The organism is Hungatella hathewayi WAL-18680 (assembly GCF_000235505.1).
Classification (GTDB): Bacteria; Bacillota; Clostridia; order Lachnospirales; family Lachnospiraceae; genus Hungatella_A; species Hungatella_A hathewayi_A.
The window spans coordinates 135,630-152,625 of record NZ_JH379030.1; the positions used below are offsets into that span (position 1 = coordinate 135,630).

Below are 16,996 nucleotides of genomic sequence, written 5' to 3' on the forward strand. Positions count from 1 at the left end.
TTTTGATTCAACTCTTAATTCCCTTCATAGGTAATGATGGAATCCACATCATACCCACTCAGCTTTTCTCTTCCCTTCAATCCTGCCAGCTCCATGACGAAACAAATCTTCACCACTTCGCCGCCCAGGCCCTCAATCAGCTTGATAATCGCTTCTATGGTACCGCCTGTGGCAATCAAGTCATCCACGATGACTACCTTCTGTCCAGGCTTAATCGCATCCTTGTGAATCTCTATCACGGCGCTTCCGTACTCCAAATCGTACTCCATGGACACCGTCTCACAGGGAAGTTTTCCCTTCTTTCTGACTGGTACAAAGCCCTTGTGGGCCGCATAGGCCACCGGCACGCCGAAGATAAAGCCTCTGGACTCAGGACCTACCACCACATCAAAGTCCACATCCTTCAGCATGTCCAAAATCTCGTCAACCGCCAGATGCAGTCCGTCCGCATCCTGGAGAATCGTGGTTACATCCCGGAATATGATGCCCGGCTCCGGAAAATCAGGTATACTTCTAACATAGTCTTCTACTTTCTTCATAACTCTCTATTTCTCCCTTACCTTATGTCTTTTACAGTCTCCCGGACAATCAATTTGTTATCCAAATAAATCCTCCTGTTATCTATAATACCATCTTCCAACCGTCGAAGCAAGACCCTGGTTCCCTCTTTTGCAATCTCACTCATGCTGCGCTCCACGGTGGTCAGCTTCATGCTTCCATATCCCGACATATCCCAGTTATCAAATCCAATCAGGGAAATGTCATCGGGCACCGTCAGCCCCGCCTCATAAATCGCCGCTCTCGCCGCAAATGCCATCTCATCGTTGAAGCACAGAATCGCCGTCAGTCCCTGATGCTCTTCCACCAGCTTTTTCGCCGCCTGGTAGCCGCTGGCATACCTGTAATTACCAATTTCCACAGGCAAGTCGTTGGGGTCCAGCCCGTGTTTCAGCATGGAATTGCGCCATCCCCGCTCTCTCAGCCTGGTGGAATCCAGATTGGGATTTCCCTCAATGACACCAATCTTCCGGTGGCCGTGTTCCAGCAGGTAATCCATAGCCGTCTCCATGGCCTTCGCCTCGTCCGTCACCACGTTTGGCACATCGTAAAAAACGGTCCGGCAGATAGCCACCATGGGAATGTTCTTCGCCATAACCTCCTCGATAAACTCCCCGTCCTCCGTCCGCTGGCTCAGCACGATAATCCCGTCATAAAAACTGGGATTCAGCGTGCCCTTCTCATACATATCAATACCTTTCACCACCACATTGTACTTGCTTCCCACAATACTGTACACCCCCGTCAGCACATCGTGCAGTACAAAGGGGGATGACATCTTACTGATGGTGGAGAAATAAAGCCCGATGGTATAGGACCTGGACAGCTTCAGATTAATCGCCGCCTGATTCGGCACATACCCCATCTCCCTGGCTAACTTTAAAATCCGTTTCTTATTTTCCGTATTCTCCGTCCCAATATCATTGAGCGCCCTGGACACCGTCGAATACGAAACCCCCGCTTTTTTTGCAATATCCTTAATTGTCACCGCCACGCAAACCACTCTCCCTGTCTGTCCATATTTTCTGTCTATTTTCTGCCGATATCCCCGATATCCGCATCCCCATTTGAAAACATCTGTACCTTCTCTTACCTCAGCACCTCGTCCACATGCTCCGTCACCACAGCCTCCCCCGACTGCCCTTCCACTGTCACATCGTTTAACACCAGCGTCCGGATATTGTTGGCATACACGCCCATCCGTTTCACCGGCTCGATTCCGTCCATCATGGCCGGCACGCCCTCTTTTGCATCCCCGGCGTAAGTCACATGGATGTGCTCCATCTCCACCCGGTCAATCTTCTGCTCCGGCAGCCCATAGAGGTATGCCGCCGCCACGTGACAGTTGGACGCCTCAATATTTCGGAACACCAGCTCTTTCACATAGGGCGTTCTTTCATCTATCGGGAGCATTTCCTTCGTGGCCACATACTCGGAATGTCCATCCGGGTCGCAGTAATAGAAGCAGTTAATCACAAATGGCGTCATCACATGGTCCATCCGGATATGCTCAAACAAAATCCCGTCAATCACAGCCGCTTCCCCGCGCCCCCGTCTCGTCTTAATCCGCAGTCCACGGTCCGTGTGGAGGAAGAGACAATCCTTCACCGTCAAATGCTTCACTCCGCCGGCCATCTCACTGCCGATGGTGATGGAGCCGTGCCCATCCCTCATGCAGCACTGGCGGATCACAATATCCTCCGACGGCACCCGGTACTTGGCGCCCATATAGATTTTCCCGGATTTGATGGCAATGCAGTCGTCTCCCAAGGAGAAATACACCCCCGCAATTTCCACATCCTTACAGGATTCCGGGTCCAGCCCGTCCGTGTTTGGCGAATCCTTGGGATTTAACACTGTCAAATCCAGGAAACGCAGATGGTTGGAGAAATACGGATGGATATTCCAGCTGGGGCTGTTTTGCACCCGGATTCCTTGCACCACCACATGCTCGCAGTGGTTTAAAAATATCATCCGCGGCCGGAATGCAATCCGCCTTACCTTGGCGTTATACCACCAGTTATCCTCCTCATACCCGGCATTTCCCTCAATCAGTCCTTGCCCATACAGTACCACATTTTTCACATTTATGCCAGTGATAATCGCACTGAACATGTCGAGAGGATTCCCCTCCCAGGAGCCCAGGTTATATTCCTCCTTCTCATCATAACTGTCAATCAATCCCTTTAAGACCGGGAACTTCGTTCTGTCCGTAAATGCCGACAGCACCGCTCCCTTTCCAATCTCCAGCCGCAAATCGTCCTTTAAAAATAGACTGCTCACCCGGTAAATCCCCTCCGGCACCAGCACCCGTCCGTTCTTCGGACAGCACATAATAGCCGCCTGGATAAACCCGGTATCATCCTGCACGCCATCCCCCTTCGCCCCAAAATCCCGGACATTCAGCGTCACGAATTCCTCATCGGTCCTCACCGAGACCTCCGCCGCGTTTTTCCCATGCTCTGCCGGCATCTCCCCGCCTTTCGCCGCCTCACATGGCCCTGCATCCAATCCAGCCGTATCCTCCACCCGAATCACATACTCCGTATCCGGTTTCAGCCCATAGACACTGGCAATCACCCGCTTCGTCTCCCCGTAAAACTCTCCATTCACATAAATCCGGCGGGTACTCTCCGCCTCGAAGATATTTCCATCCTCAATTTCAACCGTCACACATCTGGCTGTCTGAAAAATCACGTTCACCTTCATATTTCTATCCTATCCTCATCTACATAATTTCTTACATTACAGATATCATACCTCTGTCTGTCAAATATTGTCAAAGCTGCTCTATTTTATTTCAAAAAAACGGGGGATTCCCATCCGAGAATCCCCCATTAGGGTTATCATTGTTATCCAATTATCAGGACTTTCTTAACCTTTCACGCCCCCCGCCGCGATACCGTCAATAAAGGAATCCTGTGCACAGAAGAACACAATCAGTGACGGAATGATGGAGATCAGGGACATGGCCAGGATACGGTTCCACTGGAATCCCACATCGCCGTCCATGGACATACGCAGGTAGATGGAGTTCGTGTACTTGGGCATATCGGAGATGTAAATCAACGGTCCCATAAAGTCGTTGGAGGTCCACATGAACTGGAACAGCGCACAGGATACCAGCGACGGCTTTAACATGGGAACAATCACATACCACAGAGTTTTCACGGAATTACATCCGTCAATCTTGGCCGCTTCCTCCAGTTCCTTCGGAACGCCCCGCAGGAACTGAACCAGCATAAACACAAAGTAGGTGTCCGCCGCAAACAGAGACGGTACCACCAGTGGCAGATAGGAGTTGGTCCATCCCCACTTGTTGAACATGATGTACTGAGGCGCATTCAACACCACCTGTGGTAAAAACAGGGTGGAAATCATCAGGGAGAATAAAATCGCTTTCCCCTTAAACTCAAATCTTGCAAACCCGTAAGCGGTAATCGTCGCGGAAATCACTGTAAAGACCACTTTCGGAACCACAATCTTGTAGGTATTCAGCATGGAGGTCAGCAGGTTAATCTTGCCGCCGTAGCTCTTAAACGCGTTGTTGTAGCCGTCAAACACCGGATTCTTCGGCCAGAACCAGGCGCTGGTGAAAATCTCCGAGTTTGTCTTGAAGGTAGCGCCCACCATCCAGATTAACGGGTATACCATCACGAAACCAACCGCAATCAACAGGGTGTAGCGGATAACCGTACTGATTTTTCTCTTCGTCTCTCTTGTCATACCGCTCTACCTCCCATCCTCATCTGAATAGTAAACCCACTTCTTCTGACTGATAAATGCAACTGCCGTAAATACCATAACGATGATAAACAGAACCCACGCCTGGGCGCTTGCCATACCCATCTTGTGGCGGAGGAACGCATTGTTGTAAATCAAAATGGAAATCAGCGTGGTGCCGCCATTTGGTCCGCCCTTGGTTACCAGGAACGGTCCGTTGAACTCCTGGAACGCCTGGCACAGCTGGGTAATTAAATTGTAGAAGATAACCGGTGTAATCAGCGGAACCGTAATCTTGAAAAACTGGGTCCATTTCCCCGCGCCGTCGATGGAAGCCGCCTCATACAAATCCTGGGAAACGCCCTTCAGCGCCGCCAGGAAAATCACCATAGCCGAACCAAACTGCCACACACGCAGCAGAACGATCACCGCCATCGCGCCGCCGTCGCTGGCCATCCAGTTAATCTTGTCACCGCCAAAGAAGGTGATGACCGTGTTAATCAGACCGTCATTGTTGAATACGGCTCTCCACAGAATCGCAATGGCGATGGAGCCGCCCAGAATGGACGGAATATAGTAAGCGGTTCTGAAAAAGTTAACGCCTTTTAATTTAAAATTCAGGATATACGCGATAAACAATGCAAACGCCAGCTTCAGCGGCACATCGAAGATAGCATACTTGAATGTTACCTTAAAGGCACGGACAATATCTTCATCCGTAAATATTTTCTCATAGTTCATCAGGCCAAACTTGCTGATCCCATTAAACAAGTCATAGTTTGTAAAGCTGTAATACAACGATGACGCAAATGGATACACTTTAAAGCAGATGAATCCAATGAGCCACGGAAGAACAAAAAAGAAGCCGATATTATCTGCCAATATCCTGCTAAAGCTCTTTTTCTGCTGCATATGGTTACCTCCCTGTGAATATTATACTCTCTTTAATTCCCTGTCATATTCCTCATACTTCTCCCAGAGCAGAACGCCTAAGCGGCCCGCCTTTTCCAATGTATAAGAAACCTGTTCCCGTTCCGATTCAGTCAAAAAGGAAAAATCCCCTGTTTCCTGTCTCTTCTTAATAATCCTGGAAATTTCCCCGCGAAACAGAAGCTGTAACGCCCGGTAATGCTCGAAAATTTCTTCCGACATCTCATCTATCACATCAATCAGCAGGACCAATTCGTCCACGCTGAGTGTTTTCAAGCTCTCAAAATATGTAACAATGCTGCTGTAATTCTCCTTCTTCTTAACTGCCTCTCTCACATCCATAGGAAAATCCTTCTCTTTATATGGGCCGCCAGAAAGGAAGCCTCTGGCGGCCGCATATCAATTCACGTTCTATCGTTTTTATTTAGTTGCCCAGGCACTCGTTTACGCCGTCCATCAGGGCTTTCGCTGCCGCTGCTCCGTCATAATCATCGCTGCTCAGCTTGCCAAATACTTTGTAGTAAACGCCATCCGGGTTTGCCTTCAAGTCGTTGTGCTCAAACTTGGTATCTAACGGGAACTTGGAGTATGCCAGCACTTTTGCATTTGCCTCTTTTACAAGGCCATCGCCAAGGTTCTTATCGTTCAGAATCTTAACTGCCGCTGCGGAACACGGGATACCTCTCTCGGTAGAGCAGATTTCAACGCCCTCTGGGTCATTTAATAAGAAGTCAATCAGCATAGCCGCTTCCTTCGGGTGTGCGGAGGTTGCCGCAACTGCAAGACCCATGGAAATCTTGTTGAATCCACCATTGTAATCGCCAAATTTGATAAATTCACCGATTACGAATTCCTGGTTCGGTTTGTTGGTACTCTCAACAACTGCCTTCTGGAACTTGGAAGCGGAGGAATCCCACTCGAAGATACCTGCGTACTTGCCGTCAATCCATTTTGCATTCTTGTCAAGTGAATCAGCCATATCGCCGTTGATGGTTGCCAGTGTAGGAATGACATGCTCATCCTCCAGCTTGCTGATGTAATCCATACCGGCGGCAATCTCTTCCTCCGTGTACTGCATCTGGCCATCTACAACCCATGGTTTGCCATATACGGACTCCAGATAATATACCAGGAAGATCGCTCTGTCGTACTCGCCAAGGGCCAGCGGATAGTAATCTTCATTGTAAGCCTTGAACGCCGCGCCTGCCGCCAGCAGAGAAGCCTCATCGGTAGGAAGCGCTACACCAACCTCATCAAAGGTGGTCTTGTTCCAGTAGAACAGTCTGCCTGTCAGTGCAACCGGAACCGCCATCAGCTTGCCGTCTGCCTTACACTGGTCCAGACTCTCCTGTGGGAACTGTGTCAAATCAAGAACATCCGCGTAATCCTCCAGGTTGGCAAAGTTTGTACCGTTGCCGCTGTAAGACTCAATCCAGTTCCAGTTAATCTGCATCACGTCCGCCGCGTTGCCGCCTAAGATGTTTAAGGACTGTTTCTCCTCCCATCCGGTCCATGCGCCGTACTCCGGTGTCACGGTAATATTCGGATATTTCGCCATGAAAGCCTCGATAGCTTTCTCAGTCGCCTCATGTCTTGTGTCGCCGCCCCACCAGGAAAATTTTAACTCAACCGGCTCTGTGGAAGCCGCTGCCGTGGTGGTGTCTCCGCCTGCTGCCGCTGTGGTGTCTGCCGCCGGCGCTGCCGTGGTGCTGTCTGTCGATGTGTTGCTGCTTCCGCATGCTGCCAGTGACAATGTCATTACAGATGCAAGGGTTAAGGATAACGCTTTTTTAATACTCTTTCTCATAGATACTTCTCCCTTTCTTGTTTTTTGCTTCCTTTGTGTATGCTTCCGAATCTGCTTTGCAAAGGTTTGCAAGCATTTTGTAAAAATTATGCATATCTACTATGTGTAAATGCTTACAATTTTAAGCCTTTAAGTAAACATGCATCGCTCTTACTGATGTTTTAACTATAACATTGTTAAAGTCAGATGTCAATTATCTAATGTGTATAGTTTAACAATCTTTTTTTGTATATATTGACTAATTCTTTTTGCTCGTTTTTTATGTTACTATAAGCTATATGCAAACGTTTGAAATTAGACTATTTGATTAGAAGGGGTATTGTTATGGAAATCTTAGATCGCTATATCGACCAATTGCTTGAAAAAAGCAGCCCTCAGGCTCCCATCTGGAATATAGAAAAGATAAAGGAAGGCAGCAAACCCTCCTGGAACTACATGGACGGCTGTATGATCAAGGCAATCATCGAGCTTTATCATATGAAGAAGGACTCCAAGTATCTGGAATTTGCCGACAACTTCATCGACTATTTTGTCCGGGAGGACGGCTCCATCCGTTCCTACAATCCGGAGGACTACAATCTGGACAATGTAAACGCAGGCAAGACGCTGTTTGATTTATACGAACTGACCGGCAAGGAAAAATACCGGAAGGCCATCGACACCGTATACGGCCAGCTGAAAAACCAGCCCCGCACCTCCACCGGCAACTTCTGGCACAAGAAGATTTATCCCAACCAGATATGGCTGGACGGACTTTACATGGCGCAGCCCTTCTATATGCAGTATACTCTCACCTACGAGGACGGACTGCACTGTGAGGACTGCTGCAGCCAGTTTGCCCACGTGTATGAACTGATGCGGGATACCAGGAACGGACTTTACTACCACGCCTATGACGATTCCAGACAGGCGTTCTGGTGTGACAAGGTCACCGGTCTTTCCGACAATTTCTGGCTGCGGGCCCTGGGCTGGTACGCCATGGCGCTGATTGACACCATGGAGATCATGCCGGAGCGCCTGCACAGAGAAAAGGCAGAACTGCACCGCGTCTACCAGGAGCTGATAGACGCCATGCTGCCCTATCAGGACCAGGAAAGCGGCATGTGGTACCAGGTGGTAAACCGGGGCGGCATCGCTCCAAACTATCTGGAGACCTCCGGCTCCGCCATCTTTGCCTACGCCATCATGAAGAGCGTGCGGCTGGGCTTCCTGGATGAAACTTATTTCGCCTATGGGAAAAAAGCCTTCGACGGCATCTGTGAAAAATACCTGTCGGAAAAGAACGGAGAACTCCAGCTCGACGGCATCTGCCTGGTAGCCGGCCTCGGAAACCGGGAGATGCGGGAGGGAACCTTTGATTATTATATGAGGGAGCCGATTGTCAAGAATGAAGCGAAGGGCGTGGCGCCGCTGATTCTGGCCTATATTGAAATTTTATTTCATGAGAAGAAATAGCCAGGTTTGGCATCATCACACTGATACAGCTTTATAAATGGTCAGCGATACATCAATACAGCCCCGATTCAGGTCTTTCTCCTGAACCGGGGCTGCCATATTTTCAAAACCTATTATTCTCCCTATTTCCTTGGATGCGCCCCCGCATAGGCATTGCGCACCGGGTCCGCCTGCTGCAGATAGCTGGTGTACATCTGGGTGGTTGCCATGTCGGAATGGCCAAGCATGGCCTGCACCGCGTGAATATCGGCGCCTCCACTGATTAAATGCGCCGCAAATGAATGGCGGATGGTATGAGGGGTGATGTCGGTCTCTATCCCTGCCTTCTCGCCATAGTATTTGATAATCTTCCAGAACCCCTGCCGGCTCATGGGCTTTCCGTTGCAGTTGGTGAACAGCCACGGGGACTCGGTCCCTTTAAGTAACGCTTCCCGGCCCTTCTCCATGTAGGCGACCAGGGCCTGCTTGGCCGTCTTGCCAAACGGAACCGTCCGCACCTTGTGCTCATCCTGGCAGGTGATAAACCCGATTCCCAGATTCACATCGGACACCTTCAGGCTGATAAGCTCCGTCACCCGGATTCCGGTGGCGTATAGAAGCTCCAGCATGGCCTTGTCCCGGATATCCTTGGGCGAATCGCCGTTCGGCTGCTCCAGCAGACATTCCACCTCCGCCACAGACAGAATACTGGGGGCCTTCTTCTCCACCTTCGGGGCCTTCAAAAGCTCCGCCGGGTCTTTCTTAATCATCCCCATGGAAAACTCATAATGGAAAAATGCCTTCATGGACGCGAGAACTCTTGAGATGGTGGTAGTGGCCTTCCCTGCCTTCTCCAAATATAAAATATAGGAGTTTAAGACAGTCTTTGTCACCTTACCGGCATCCACAATTCCCTTGTCTTCCAGAAAAGCTGCCATCTGGGTTAAATCCCGCTGATATGAAACCTGCGTGTTCACAGATGTATGCTTTACATCGGACAGGTATTGTATGAATTTTTTTATTTCCCCTACCATATCTCTTCCCCTATTTCGCCTAAAAAGTGGGGCGAAAACGCCTCTCGCTTATCATTATATCTGTATATTTCGATAAAATCAAACACATTTTTCCCACCTGGTGGTGGATTCGAGCTTACTTTACATAAAAAATACAACATGTTGGAAGGCCATTTTCGACCTTCCCAACATGTTGTAAAATAAAATGTAAAATTTTTTTAACTATTTTTTAATAAGTTTTCGTTTTTTCCACCGTCCGCTATAGAAGTAAGCAATACAGATGATTCCGGGGATGATGCGGGACACTGCCGTCCCCCAGAAATAACTGTATACTCCCCATCCAAGCAGCATCTCAAAAATAAGGCTGAACCCAATTTTACAGATAATTCCATCCATAATTCCAATTACAAAATTCAGCATTGCATTTCCAGCACCAATGACCGCGCACTGAAACGAACTGGTGACCGCCGAAGCAAAAAAATGAATAATCATAATATGCAGATAGATAACGCCCATATTCAAAACTTCACCATCTATGGTGAAAATTCCGAAAATCGCCTTAGGAAAGAAAAATACTCCCAAAGAAATAATACCCGCGCTCACCACACTGGAAATACAAGTGCAGTATACCACCTTTTTCGTTCTCTCATACTTTTCTGCCCCTATATTCTGGCTGACCATGGCACCGCCTGCCTGAGAAAGGCTGGACGTTGCAATTTCAAGGAACTTCTGCAGCTTATTACCTACACCATTTGTACTGGAAGCAATAATACCAAAAGAATTCACTCTGGCATTCACCCAGAACATGGATACGCGCACCAGCATGGAGCGTGCAACCTGTGGCAATCCAAGCATGAGAATAATTTTAACCGATTCCTTTCGCATTCGGAAATAACTAAACTTTAATTCAAAATCAAAATGTTCCCGATGCCGGTACATATACACAAAGGCCGCTATAAATGACGCCAGCTGGGATACCACAGTTGCAATAGCAGTACCTGCCGCCTGCAGTGGAATGACTGCCACAAGCAAGATATCCAAGAATATGTTAGCCGCCGCCGCAATAATAATAAAAATCATAGGCCGTTTTGATTCGCCCATTCCACGCAGCACACCACAGACAGCATTATATCCAAAAATAAAGGGAAGTCCAATACATGTGATAATAAGATAGCTTGCAGCCTGACCAAACGCTTCCTCCGGACAATTAAGCATCCGGAGTATCGGACGCCAAAGTACAATGGCAATCACCATAAATCCGATGGAAACCAGCATCATCAATGTTAAAAAGGAACCTATGGCTTCCTTTTGCTCTTTCTCCCTTTTTGCCCCTGCCAGCTGTCCGATGTAAATCTGTCCCGCCGTAGCAAATGCAGTGGCCACCGGTGTCAGAAAATCTGAGATTTCACCTCCAACAGACACCCCGGTCGTACCTATATTTCCCACAAATTGCCCAATTACCATCAAGTCAACCATGGAATAAATCTGCTGAATTAAGTTTGCCACCACAATTGGAAGTGCAAACAACAAAAGACTTTTCATAACAGGTCCCTGGGTTAAGTCGTTACCCACCTGCTTTGAGCCTGCGATACTTACATTTTTCCCCATTTTTTCACCCACAATCATTGGTTAGAAATTCATATACCGTCTCTGACACCAGCCTTTCTCCCTCACGATAAATCGGCGATTGAAATTCTGGACAATTCACCGCATTAGGCACAAACTGTGTTTCCAGGCAAATTGCAAAATAACCACTATAACTCACTTCATCTTTGCCAATCTTTGGCTGAGCTTCATAGGGGACAAAAAGGACCATTGCAGGCATATCCGTGTATACATTCATAATTCTTCCTGAGTCTTCCGATTGTACACTGGCCGCAGGCTTTCCATTATCGGAACGAAGAAGAAAGGTTTCGTCAACCGGCGTACACATTGCCCCGGTATTCATCTGATTTAAGCAATCAGAAATTCTCCTGCGTTCACGAAAATCAAAAGGCGAATCCTTAACGGAAATGACACCACCTTCTGGCATTTTACTTTCCCCTTTCACTGCCATAAAATCCGCATTCAGCAGTAAAGTATCATCGCTCACTTCTCCGTACTCCGATAAACAGAAAAAAGCATGGTTTGTTGGACACAAAACAGTAATTCCGTCCGGTGACATTTCATAAACAATATGCAGACAGTGAAAGTCATCAAACACATAGGTAACCCGAACCTCCACCTCACACCCAAAACCACCCGCTCCCTTGTCTGTATAGGTAAAGGTGACACGGTTTCCTCCATTGTCAATCTCGGTATTAAACAGTTGAAAAGCATAATTCCCGCTTGCGCCGTGTAAAAAATGTCCTCCGGCATTGCATTCCAGTTGGATTTCCTTTCCATCAACAGAAAATCTTCCATTGGCGATTCGGTTCGCACATCTTCCAATGACACTTCCATTAAACCCGGACGAGAACGAGTCTAAATTTCTGGCACCACGCACCACGTCCCCAATCACCCCTTTCCGATCCAGCACACAAACGCGATAGATTGTCGCACCATAATTCAACAGTTCCACAAATTCTCCAAAGTTGTTCGTAACTGTAACACAGTCAACACATGTTCCATCGGAACGAGTTCCAAAAATTCTTTTCTCTACCATAATCTCACTTAAAATTCCTTCGGATAATATACACCTTTCATGGAATAGCTGATTGTACTAAATCCCCGCACATATTTGTGATACCCCACTCTTGGTTCCCCGCCGTTTCCGCTCGGGCTTACAACCTTAAAATCATAGCATTCCGGATCTTTTACAATCGCGTTCAATGCATCTAAAATATCAAGCATCAGACAACTCTCTAGATTAACGATAAAATGCCCCGGAAAGATATAGTCAAATTCATCAAGCCGGTCACATAATTTGACCAGCTGGTCCCGATATGCCTCTATACAGAAATACTGGTTATAAAAAGAATTTGCTCTCGGCCCGCTGCCACAGGCCATCACATCCGAACATACATCATCTCCGGCAAACAAATTTCTCCCTTTTTTGTCAAGGTACATACAATGGCCTGCTGAGTGTCCCGGCATCCATACCGCCTCTACCTCATAGTCCTCGCCCAAGTTGAAGATATATCCGTTTGGTATCCCAATAAGCTCAAAATCTTTGTACGAAGGCAGATCCTTTTTATCAAACTGAAGCCAAATATTCGCTCCATTTTCGTCAAACAGATAATCCCAGCTTGTCGGCTTCACAAAACTTTTAATATTATCCACTTCATATTCGTGACAATATACGGTATCAAAATGAACACATCCCAGTACATGGTCCGGTCCTCTATGCGTACAGGCCACTGTATATGGCATATCACCCAGGATTTTCTCAATCAGTCCTTTCAAATTGCCTAATCCAAAACCAGTATCAATGACCAGCCCTCTCTCCGGGCCGACAATGATGTACATCCATACATCTCCCATCCCATCACAGTTTTGGTTGAACAGTCCATAAACATTTTTTCTTAGCTGATAGACCTCGATATAGGGATTCACATCATATATTTTTAATGTCTTGTCTTTTTCACGCAGTTCCTTCATATAAGCCCAGCTCAAATGGTTTTGATAAGGCCCCCATTTCAGCCGTTTTGCTTTTGACGAGCCATCAATTGGCATCATTCTCTGTATCATTGCTTTCCACTCCTCTCGATATTTATGAATTGATTTCTTCCACCCGGCAGCAGGAAACAAAATGATTTGGTTCTATTTCGCGCAGTGTCTGGGGTTCACTACATTTCTCACAGGCATATTTACATCTGGATGCGAAACGGCAGCCGGGTTTTGGATTGATTGGAGAAACTATCTCACCGCGAAGGACTTCACGCTCGACAGTTGCATGTACATCTACCATAGGAATTGCAGATAGCAGTGCCTTCGTATAGGGATGCAGCGGCCGCTTAAAAAGTTCCTTGGAGGGGCTTGTCTCAACCAACTGCCCAAGGTACATCACGCTGATATCATCTGAAATATGCCGCACAACAGACAAATCATGGGTCACAAACATATAAGTGAGGTTTTTTTTATCTCTTAAATCCATCAACAGATTCAACACCTGGGCCTGAATCGAGACATCCAATGCTGACACCGGTTCATCGCACACAATGAACTTCGGATCAAGGGCGAGGGCTCGTGCGATACCAATTCTCTGCCGCCGCCCGCCGTCCAGCTCGTGTGGGTAGGAATTCATCAATCTTCTGTCAATCCCAACGAGGTCTGCTATCTTTTCCACCTCCTGCCGGATTTCTGCCTTGCTATACCGTTTGGACAGGATTAGCGGTTCACTGATTGCCGCTGACACGGTATATCTTGGATTTAGAGAAGAATAAGGGTCTTGAAAAATAATCTGCATTTTTTCCCGCAATTCATGAAGTTTTTTGCCGTTAACTCTGGTGATATCTTCCCCTTCAAAATAAATTTTTCCACCGGTACTCTCAAGAAGGTGAATGATAGTTCTTCCAAGAGTCGATTTCCCACAACCAGACTCACCCACAATCCCCATCGTCCTTCCTGTCTGAATGGAAAGGGAAACGCCGTCCACCGCATGAAGCTCTCCTTTGGGTGTATGAAAATATTTCTTTAAATCTTCCACTTCAATCATCGCATTCATAATCCGTCCTCCACAGCTGATTTTTCTGGGACCATCTGGCAGCGGCAGAAATGCCCTGACTCAACCTCATACATCGGAACCTTTGCTTCGTGACAGGCCTCCGCCGCATAAGGGCACCGCTCACCAAACGAACAACCTTGCACTCTCTTAGTCGGATCTGGCGGCATTCCTGGAATTGGTGCCAGTCTGTCTACATCCTCATTCATACTGGGCACCGCTCCAAAAAGGCCTTGGGTATACGGATGTGCCGGATTGTCGAAAATTGCATATTTGCTTCCGTATTCAATAATTTCACCGGCGTAGATAATTGCAACATCATCACTGATGTCCGATACAACCCCCAAATCATGGGTGATTAAAATCATAGATGTGCCAAATTCCTTTTTCAATTTTTTCATCAGGTTAAGAACCTGAGCCTGAATTGTAACATCCAGTGCGGTTGTAGGTTCATCCGCCAGCAAAAGCTCCGGATTACAGGAAAGCGCAATCGCAATCACAACTCTCTGCTTCATCCCTCCGGAAAACTGGTGGGGATAATCGTTATATCTCTGTGCAGGGATTCCCACCGTCTCCAGCATCTCTTTGGCTCGTTTCTCCGCTTCCTGCCTGGAAACCTTGCTGTGAATCTTAATTCCCTCCGCAATCTGAGGACCAATCCTCATAGTTGGATTCAGAGCCGTCATAGGGTCCTGAAATACCATGGAAATCTTGTTGCCGCGGATGGTTCGCATCTTACGCTCCTCCAATTGAAGAAGGTCCTCGCCGTCCAGAATAATTTGGCCACCGGTCACCTTCGCAGAAATATCTGGGAGAATGCGAAGTATTGCTTTTGCGATTGAAGTTTTTCCTGCACCGGTTTCTCCTACCAGTGCCAGTGTTTTTCCCTTCTGCAAATCGAATGAAACACCTTCCACAGCATAAACTGTCTCATTTTCCGAGCTGTACCTTACTTCCAGATTTCGAACTGATAAAAATACATTATTTTCCGTTATCGAATCTTTTTTCATTGTCGATCCCCCCTAATGCTTCAGCTTCGGGTCAAGCGCGTCTCGGAGTGCATCACCAAACATATTTAAGCTGACCACAATAATCATGATAAAAAGTCCCGGAAAAACCAGCATATGGGGATAACTGCGGACATAGTTTTTAGCGCCCGCGAGCATAGCTCCCCATTCAGGCTCCGGCGGCTGAACTCCCAATCCGATATAGCTGAGAGCCGCCGCAACTAAAAGTGTATTTGCACACTGCATGGTTGCAGAGACAATAATCGGTGATATCACATTTGGAAGAATATGTCTAAAGATAATTCTCGTATTGGAACAGTTTGTTGCATGTGCCGCCTCGACGAATTCCTTTTCCCTCACACTCATAAATTCCGCCCGAATCAGTCTTGCATATCCTGAAATTCCTCCGATGGAGAGCGCCAGGATAGTATTTCCAAACCCAGTACCAAGAACGGCTGAGACCGTGATTGACAGCAGCATCCCCGGTATGGAGCTTAAAATGTCTAAAAACCGCATAATAAGCATCTCAATACCACCGCCAAAATACCCTGCAACGGAACCTAAAACCACCCCTATTACCACCGAGATACATACCGTTGAAACTCCGAGACTTAGCGAATACCTCCCTCCATAAATAATGCGGCTGAAAATATCCCGTCCCACATCATCCGTCCCAAACCAGTGGGCCAAACTCGGACCTTGATATGCTTCCATAATATTAATAGCTTTATAATCATATGGAATAATCCACGGAGCCAATATTGCCATAATAATCAATACCAGAAAGATGCTCACACCGATAATTGCACTTTTATTTTTCATCAGCCTGCGCACACAAATTGCAAATGCTCCCTGACTTTTGACTGACTTTGTCTGTTTCAAAAGTGCAGCCTTCGTCAAATATTCAGCCATACTTACTTGCCTCCTTTTGAACTATATTGAGCCTTGATTCGCGGGTCAACATATGCGTATATCAAATCCGTCAGCAGCATAACCAGGCTGAACGCAATTGCCAGAACAATCACACTACCTTCCACTGCAGGATAATCACGATTGTTGATAGCATTTACCATGTAATATCCAATGCCAGGAATCGAAAACACATTTTCAATAATCAGAGCCCCTGCAAGCTGCTGTCCAAAATTGGTACCGGCAACCGTAATGAGTGGCAGCAATGCATTGGGAAGCGCATGTTTAAAAATTACCGCAATTTCAGACACCCCCTTTGCTCTTGCTGTTGTGATATAATCCGCTCGTATAACCTCCAGCATAGATGACCTGGCCTGTCTCGCCTGGGTTGCAATTCCACTAAACGAATTTGCGATGCATGGGAGGATAAAATATACAATCCCCCCAGTACCGCTGGCCGGAAGCCAGCCAAGTTTTAAGGAAAACAGAATCACCATCAGCAAAGCCAGCCAGAACTGTGGAATAGATACACCTATCAGCGACACAAACATGGACAGACGATCAAATACCGTATCCTGCTTGACGGCCGCAAGCACTCCCAGAGGCACGCCAATCACAATTGACAGTCCGATGCAGGCAACAGCAATAATCAATGTAGCCGGAAACCGACCGGCCAGTTCCGTAATTACCGGTATCTTTGTCACATAGGAATTACCAAGATTAAAATGCAGAAAAACATCTTTTAAATAATTCAACAGCCTGACAATATATGGGTCAAAAAGCCCCAGTTTCTCTCGAAGCGCATTTAAATCTGCAATTGGCGTATTACTTCCAAGTATCATCACTGCCGGGTCCGATGGAATAAAAAACATAATTGTAAATATCAGAACTGCAACACCCAGAATAACCGGTATAATCCAGAGCAATCGTTTCAATACATATTTACCCATGCAATACCTCTTTTCATCCTTTT

16 protein-coding genes are annotated in these 16,996 nt (G+C 47.1%); 1 reads left to right on the forward strand and 15 read right to left on the reverse strand.

The annotated features are described in order from the left end of the window. Positions 1-14: 14 nt before the first annotated feature. The 7 genes from HMPREF9473_RS24440 to HMPREF9473_RS24470 form a co-directional block, all read right to left on the reverse strand. Positions 15-539, reverse strand: coding sequence for an adenine phosphoribosyltransferase (locus tag HMPREF9473_RS24440; protein ID WP_006782912.1), 525 nt, complete (start codon positions 537-539; stop codon positions 15-17). Positions 540-556: 17 nt separating this feature from the next. Continuing rightward, on the reverse strand, positions 557-1,552 hold the full coding sequence (locus HMPREF9473_RS24445; protein ID WP_006782913.1) for a LacI family DNA-binding transcriptional regulator: 996 nt from the start codon (positions 1,550-1,552) through the stop codon (positions 557-559). Between the two features lie 95 nt (positions 1,553-1,647). Further along, positions 1,648-3,267, reverse strand: coding sequence for a glycoside hydrolase family 28 protein (locus HMPREF9473_RS24450; RefSeq protein WP_006782914.1), 1,620 nt, complete (start codon positions 3,265-3,267; stop codon positions 1,648-1,650). 165 nt (positions 3,268-3,432) lie between these two features. Next, the gene (locus tag HMPREF9473_RS24455; protein ID WP_006782915.1) at positions 3,433-4,284 is read right to left on the reverse strand and encodes a carbohydrate ABC transporter permease; all 852 of its coding nucleotides are present in this window, start codon (positions 4,282-4,284) and stop codon (positions 3,433-3,435) included. A gap of 6 nt (positions 4,285-4,290) precedes the next feature. After that, positions 4,291-5,193, reverse strand: coding sequence for a carbohydrate ABC transporter permease (locus HMPREF9473_RS24460; RefSeq protein WP_006782916.1), 903 nt, complete (start codon positions 5,191-5,193; stop codon positions 4,291-4,293). 21 nt (positions 5,194-5,214) lie between these two features. Next, complete coding sequence (locus tag HMPREF9473_RS24465; RefSeq protein WP_006782917.1) at positions 5,215-5,553, reverse strand: hypothetical protein; 339 nt, start codon at positions 5,551-5,553, stop codon at positions 5,215-5,217. Positions 5,554-5,635: 82 nt separating this feature from the next. Next, positions 5,636-7,018: an ABC transporter substrate-binding protein gene (locus HMPREF9473_RS24470; protein ID WP_006782918.1), complete on the reverse strand. Its 1,383-nt coding sequence runs from the start codon at positions 7,016-7,018 to the stop codon at positions 5,636-5,638. Between the two features lie 324 nt (positions 7,019-7,342). On the opposite strand from HMPREF9473_RS24470, the gene HMPREF9473_RS24475 reads away from it, so the two are divergent. Beyond that, positions 7,343-8,473 carry a glycoside hydrolase family 88/105 protein gene (locus tag HMPREF9473_RS24475; protein ID WP_006782919.1) on the forward strand — a complete coding sequence of 377 codons (1,131 nt, stop codon included), beginning with the start codon at positions 7,343-7,345 and terminating at the stop codon, positions 8,471-8,473. 122 nt (positions 8,474-8,595) lie between these two features. On the opposite strand, the gene HMPREF9473_RS24480 is transcribed toward HMPREF9473_RS24475, so the two are convergent. The 8 genes from HMPREF9473_RS24480 to HMPREF9473_RS24515 all read right to left on the reverse strand — a co-directional run bounded on the left by HMPREF9473_RS24480 (position 8,596) and on the right by HMPREF9473_RS24515 (position 16,973). Beyond that, the gene (locus tag HMPREF9473_RS24480; protein ID WP_006782920.1) at positions 8,596-9,486 is read right to left on the reverse strand and encodes a site-specific tyrosine recombinase; all 891 of its coding nucleotides are present in this window, start codon (positions 9,484-9,486) and stop codon (positions 8,596-8,598) included. Between the two features lie 201 nt (positions 9,487-9,687). Further along, positions 9,688-11,091, reverse strand: a complete 1,404-nt coding sequence (locus HMPREF9473_RS24485; protein ID WP_006782921.1) for an MATE family efflux transporter — start codon at positions 11,089-11,091, stop codon at positions 9,688-9,690. Further along, positions 11,078-12,109 (reverse strand): aldose epimerase family protein, encoded by a 1,032-nt coding sequence (locus tag HMPREF9473_RS24490; protein ID WP_006782922.1) that lies wholly within the window; start codon positions 12,107-12,109, stop codon positions 11,078-11,080. The genes HMPREF9473_RS24485 and HMPREF9473_RS24490 overlap by 14 nt, the downstream gene beginning before the upstream one ends. A gap of 8 nt (positions 12,110-12,117) precedes the next feature. Beyond that, complete coding sequence (locus HMPREF9473_RS24495) at positions 12,118-13,134, reverse strand: MBL fold metallo-hydrolase (protein WP_006782923.1); 1,017 nt, start codon at positions 13,132-13,134, stop codon at positions 12,118-12,120. A 22-nt stretch (positions 13,135-13,156) separates the two neighbouring features. Continuing rightward, positions 13,157-14,110 carry an ABC transporter ATP-binding protein gene (locus tag HMPREF9473_RS24500; protein ID WP_006782924.1) on the reverse strand — a complete coding sequence of 318 codons (954 nt, stop codon included), beginning with the start codon at positions 14,108-14,110 and terminating at the stop codon, positions 13,157-13,159. After that, positions 14,107-15,117, reverse strand: a complete 1,011-nt coding sequence (locus HMPREF9473_RS24505) for an ABC transporter ATP-binding protein (RefSeq protein WP_006782925.1) — start codon at positions 15,115-15,117, stop codon at positions 14,107-14,109. The genes HMPREF9473_RS24500 and HMPREF9473_RS24505 overlap by 4 nt, the downstream gene beginning before the upstream one ends. A 12-nt stretch (positions 15,118-15,129) precedes the next feature. Beyond that, a complete protein-coding gene (locus HMPREF9473_RS24510; RefSeq protein WP_006782926.1) occupies positions 15,130-16,026 on the reverse strand; it encodes an ABC transporter permease in 897 nt (298 codons plus the stop codon). Between the two features lie 2 nt (positions 16,027-16,028). Next, a complete protein-coding gene (locus HMPREF9473_RS24515) occupies positions 16,029-16,973 on the reverse strand; it encodes an ABC transporter permease (RefSeq protein WP_006782927.1) in 945 nt (314 codons plus the stop codon). Positions 16,974-16,996: the final 23 nt, after the last annotated feature.

What these genes read in the sequence shown, in the direction of transcription:
- HMPREF9473_RS24455 (WP_006782915.1), bottom strand. Translation starts at nt 4,284, where the DNA reads ATGACAAGAGAGACGAAGAGAAAAATCAGTACGGTTATCCGCTACACC.
- HMPREF9473_RS24485 (WP_006782921.1), bottom strand. Translation starts at nt 11,091, where the DNA reads ATGATTGTGGGTGAAAAAATGGGGAAAAATGTAAGTATCGCAGGCTCA.
- HMPREF9473_RS24495 (WP_006782923.1), bottom strand. Translation starts at nt 13,134, where the DNA reads ATGATACAGAGAATGATGCCAATTGATGGCTCGTCAAAAGCAAAACGG.
- HMPREF9473_RS24515 (WP_006782927.1), bottom strand. Translation starts at nt 16,973, where the DNA reads ATGGGTAAATATGTATTGAAACGATTGCTCTGGATTATACCGGTTATT.
- HMPREF9473_RS24465 (WP_006782917.1), bottom strand. Translation starts at nt 5,553, where the DNA reads ATGGATGTGAGAGAGGCAGTTAAGAAGAAGGAGAATTACAGCAGCATT.
- HMPREF9473_RS24470 (WP_006782918.1), bottom strand. Translation starts at nt 7,018, where the DNA reads ATGAGAAAGAGTATTAAAAAAGCGTTATCCTTAACCCTTGCATCTGTA.
- HMPREF9473_RS24460 (WP_006782916.1), bottom strand. Translation starts at nt 5,193, where the DNA reads ATGCAGCAGAAAAAGAGCTTTAGCAGGATATTGGCAGATAATATCGGC.
- HMPREF9473_RS24480 (WP_006782920.1), bottom strand. Translation starts at nt 9,486, where the DNA reads ATGGTAGGGGAAATAAAAAAATTCATACAATACCTGTCCGATGTAAAG.
- HMPREF9473_RS24505 (WP_006782925.1), bottom strand. Translation starts at nt 15,117, where the DNA reads ATGAAAAAAGATTCGATAACGGAAAATAATGTATTTTTATCAGTTCGA.
- HMPREF9473_RS24510 (WP_006782926.1), bottom strand. Translation starts at nt 16,026, where the DNA reads ATGGCTGAATATTTGACGAAGGCTGCACTTTTGAAACAGACAAAGTCA.
- HMPREF9473_RS24475 (WP_006782919.1), top strand. Translation starts at nt 7,343, where the DNA reads ATGGAAATCTTAGATCGCTATATCGACCAATTGCTTGAAAAAAGCAGC.
- HMPREF9473_RS24490 (WP_006782922.1), bottom strand. Translation starts at nt 12,109, where the DNA reads ATGGTAGAGAAAAGAATTTTTGGAACTCGTTCCGATGGAACATGTGTT.
- HMPREF9473_RS24500 (WP_006782924.1), bottom strand. Translation starts at nt 14,110, where the DNA reads ATGAATGCGATGATTGAAGTGGAAGATTTAAAGAAATATTTTCATACA.
- HMPREF9473_RS24450 (WP_006782914.1), bottom strand. Translation starts at nt 3,267, where the DNA reads ATGAAGGTGAACGTGATTTTTCAGACAGCCAGATGTGTGACGGTTGAA.
- HMPREF9473_RS24440 (WP_006782912.1), bottom strand. Translation starts at nt 539, where the DNA reads ATGAAGAAAGTAGAAGACTATGTTAGAAGTATACCTGATTTTCCGGAG.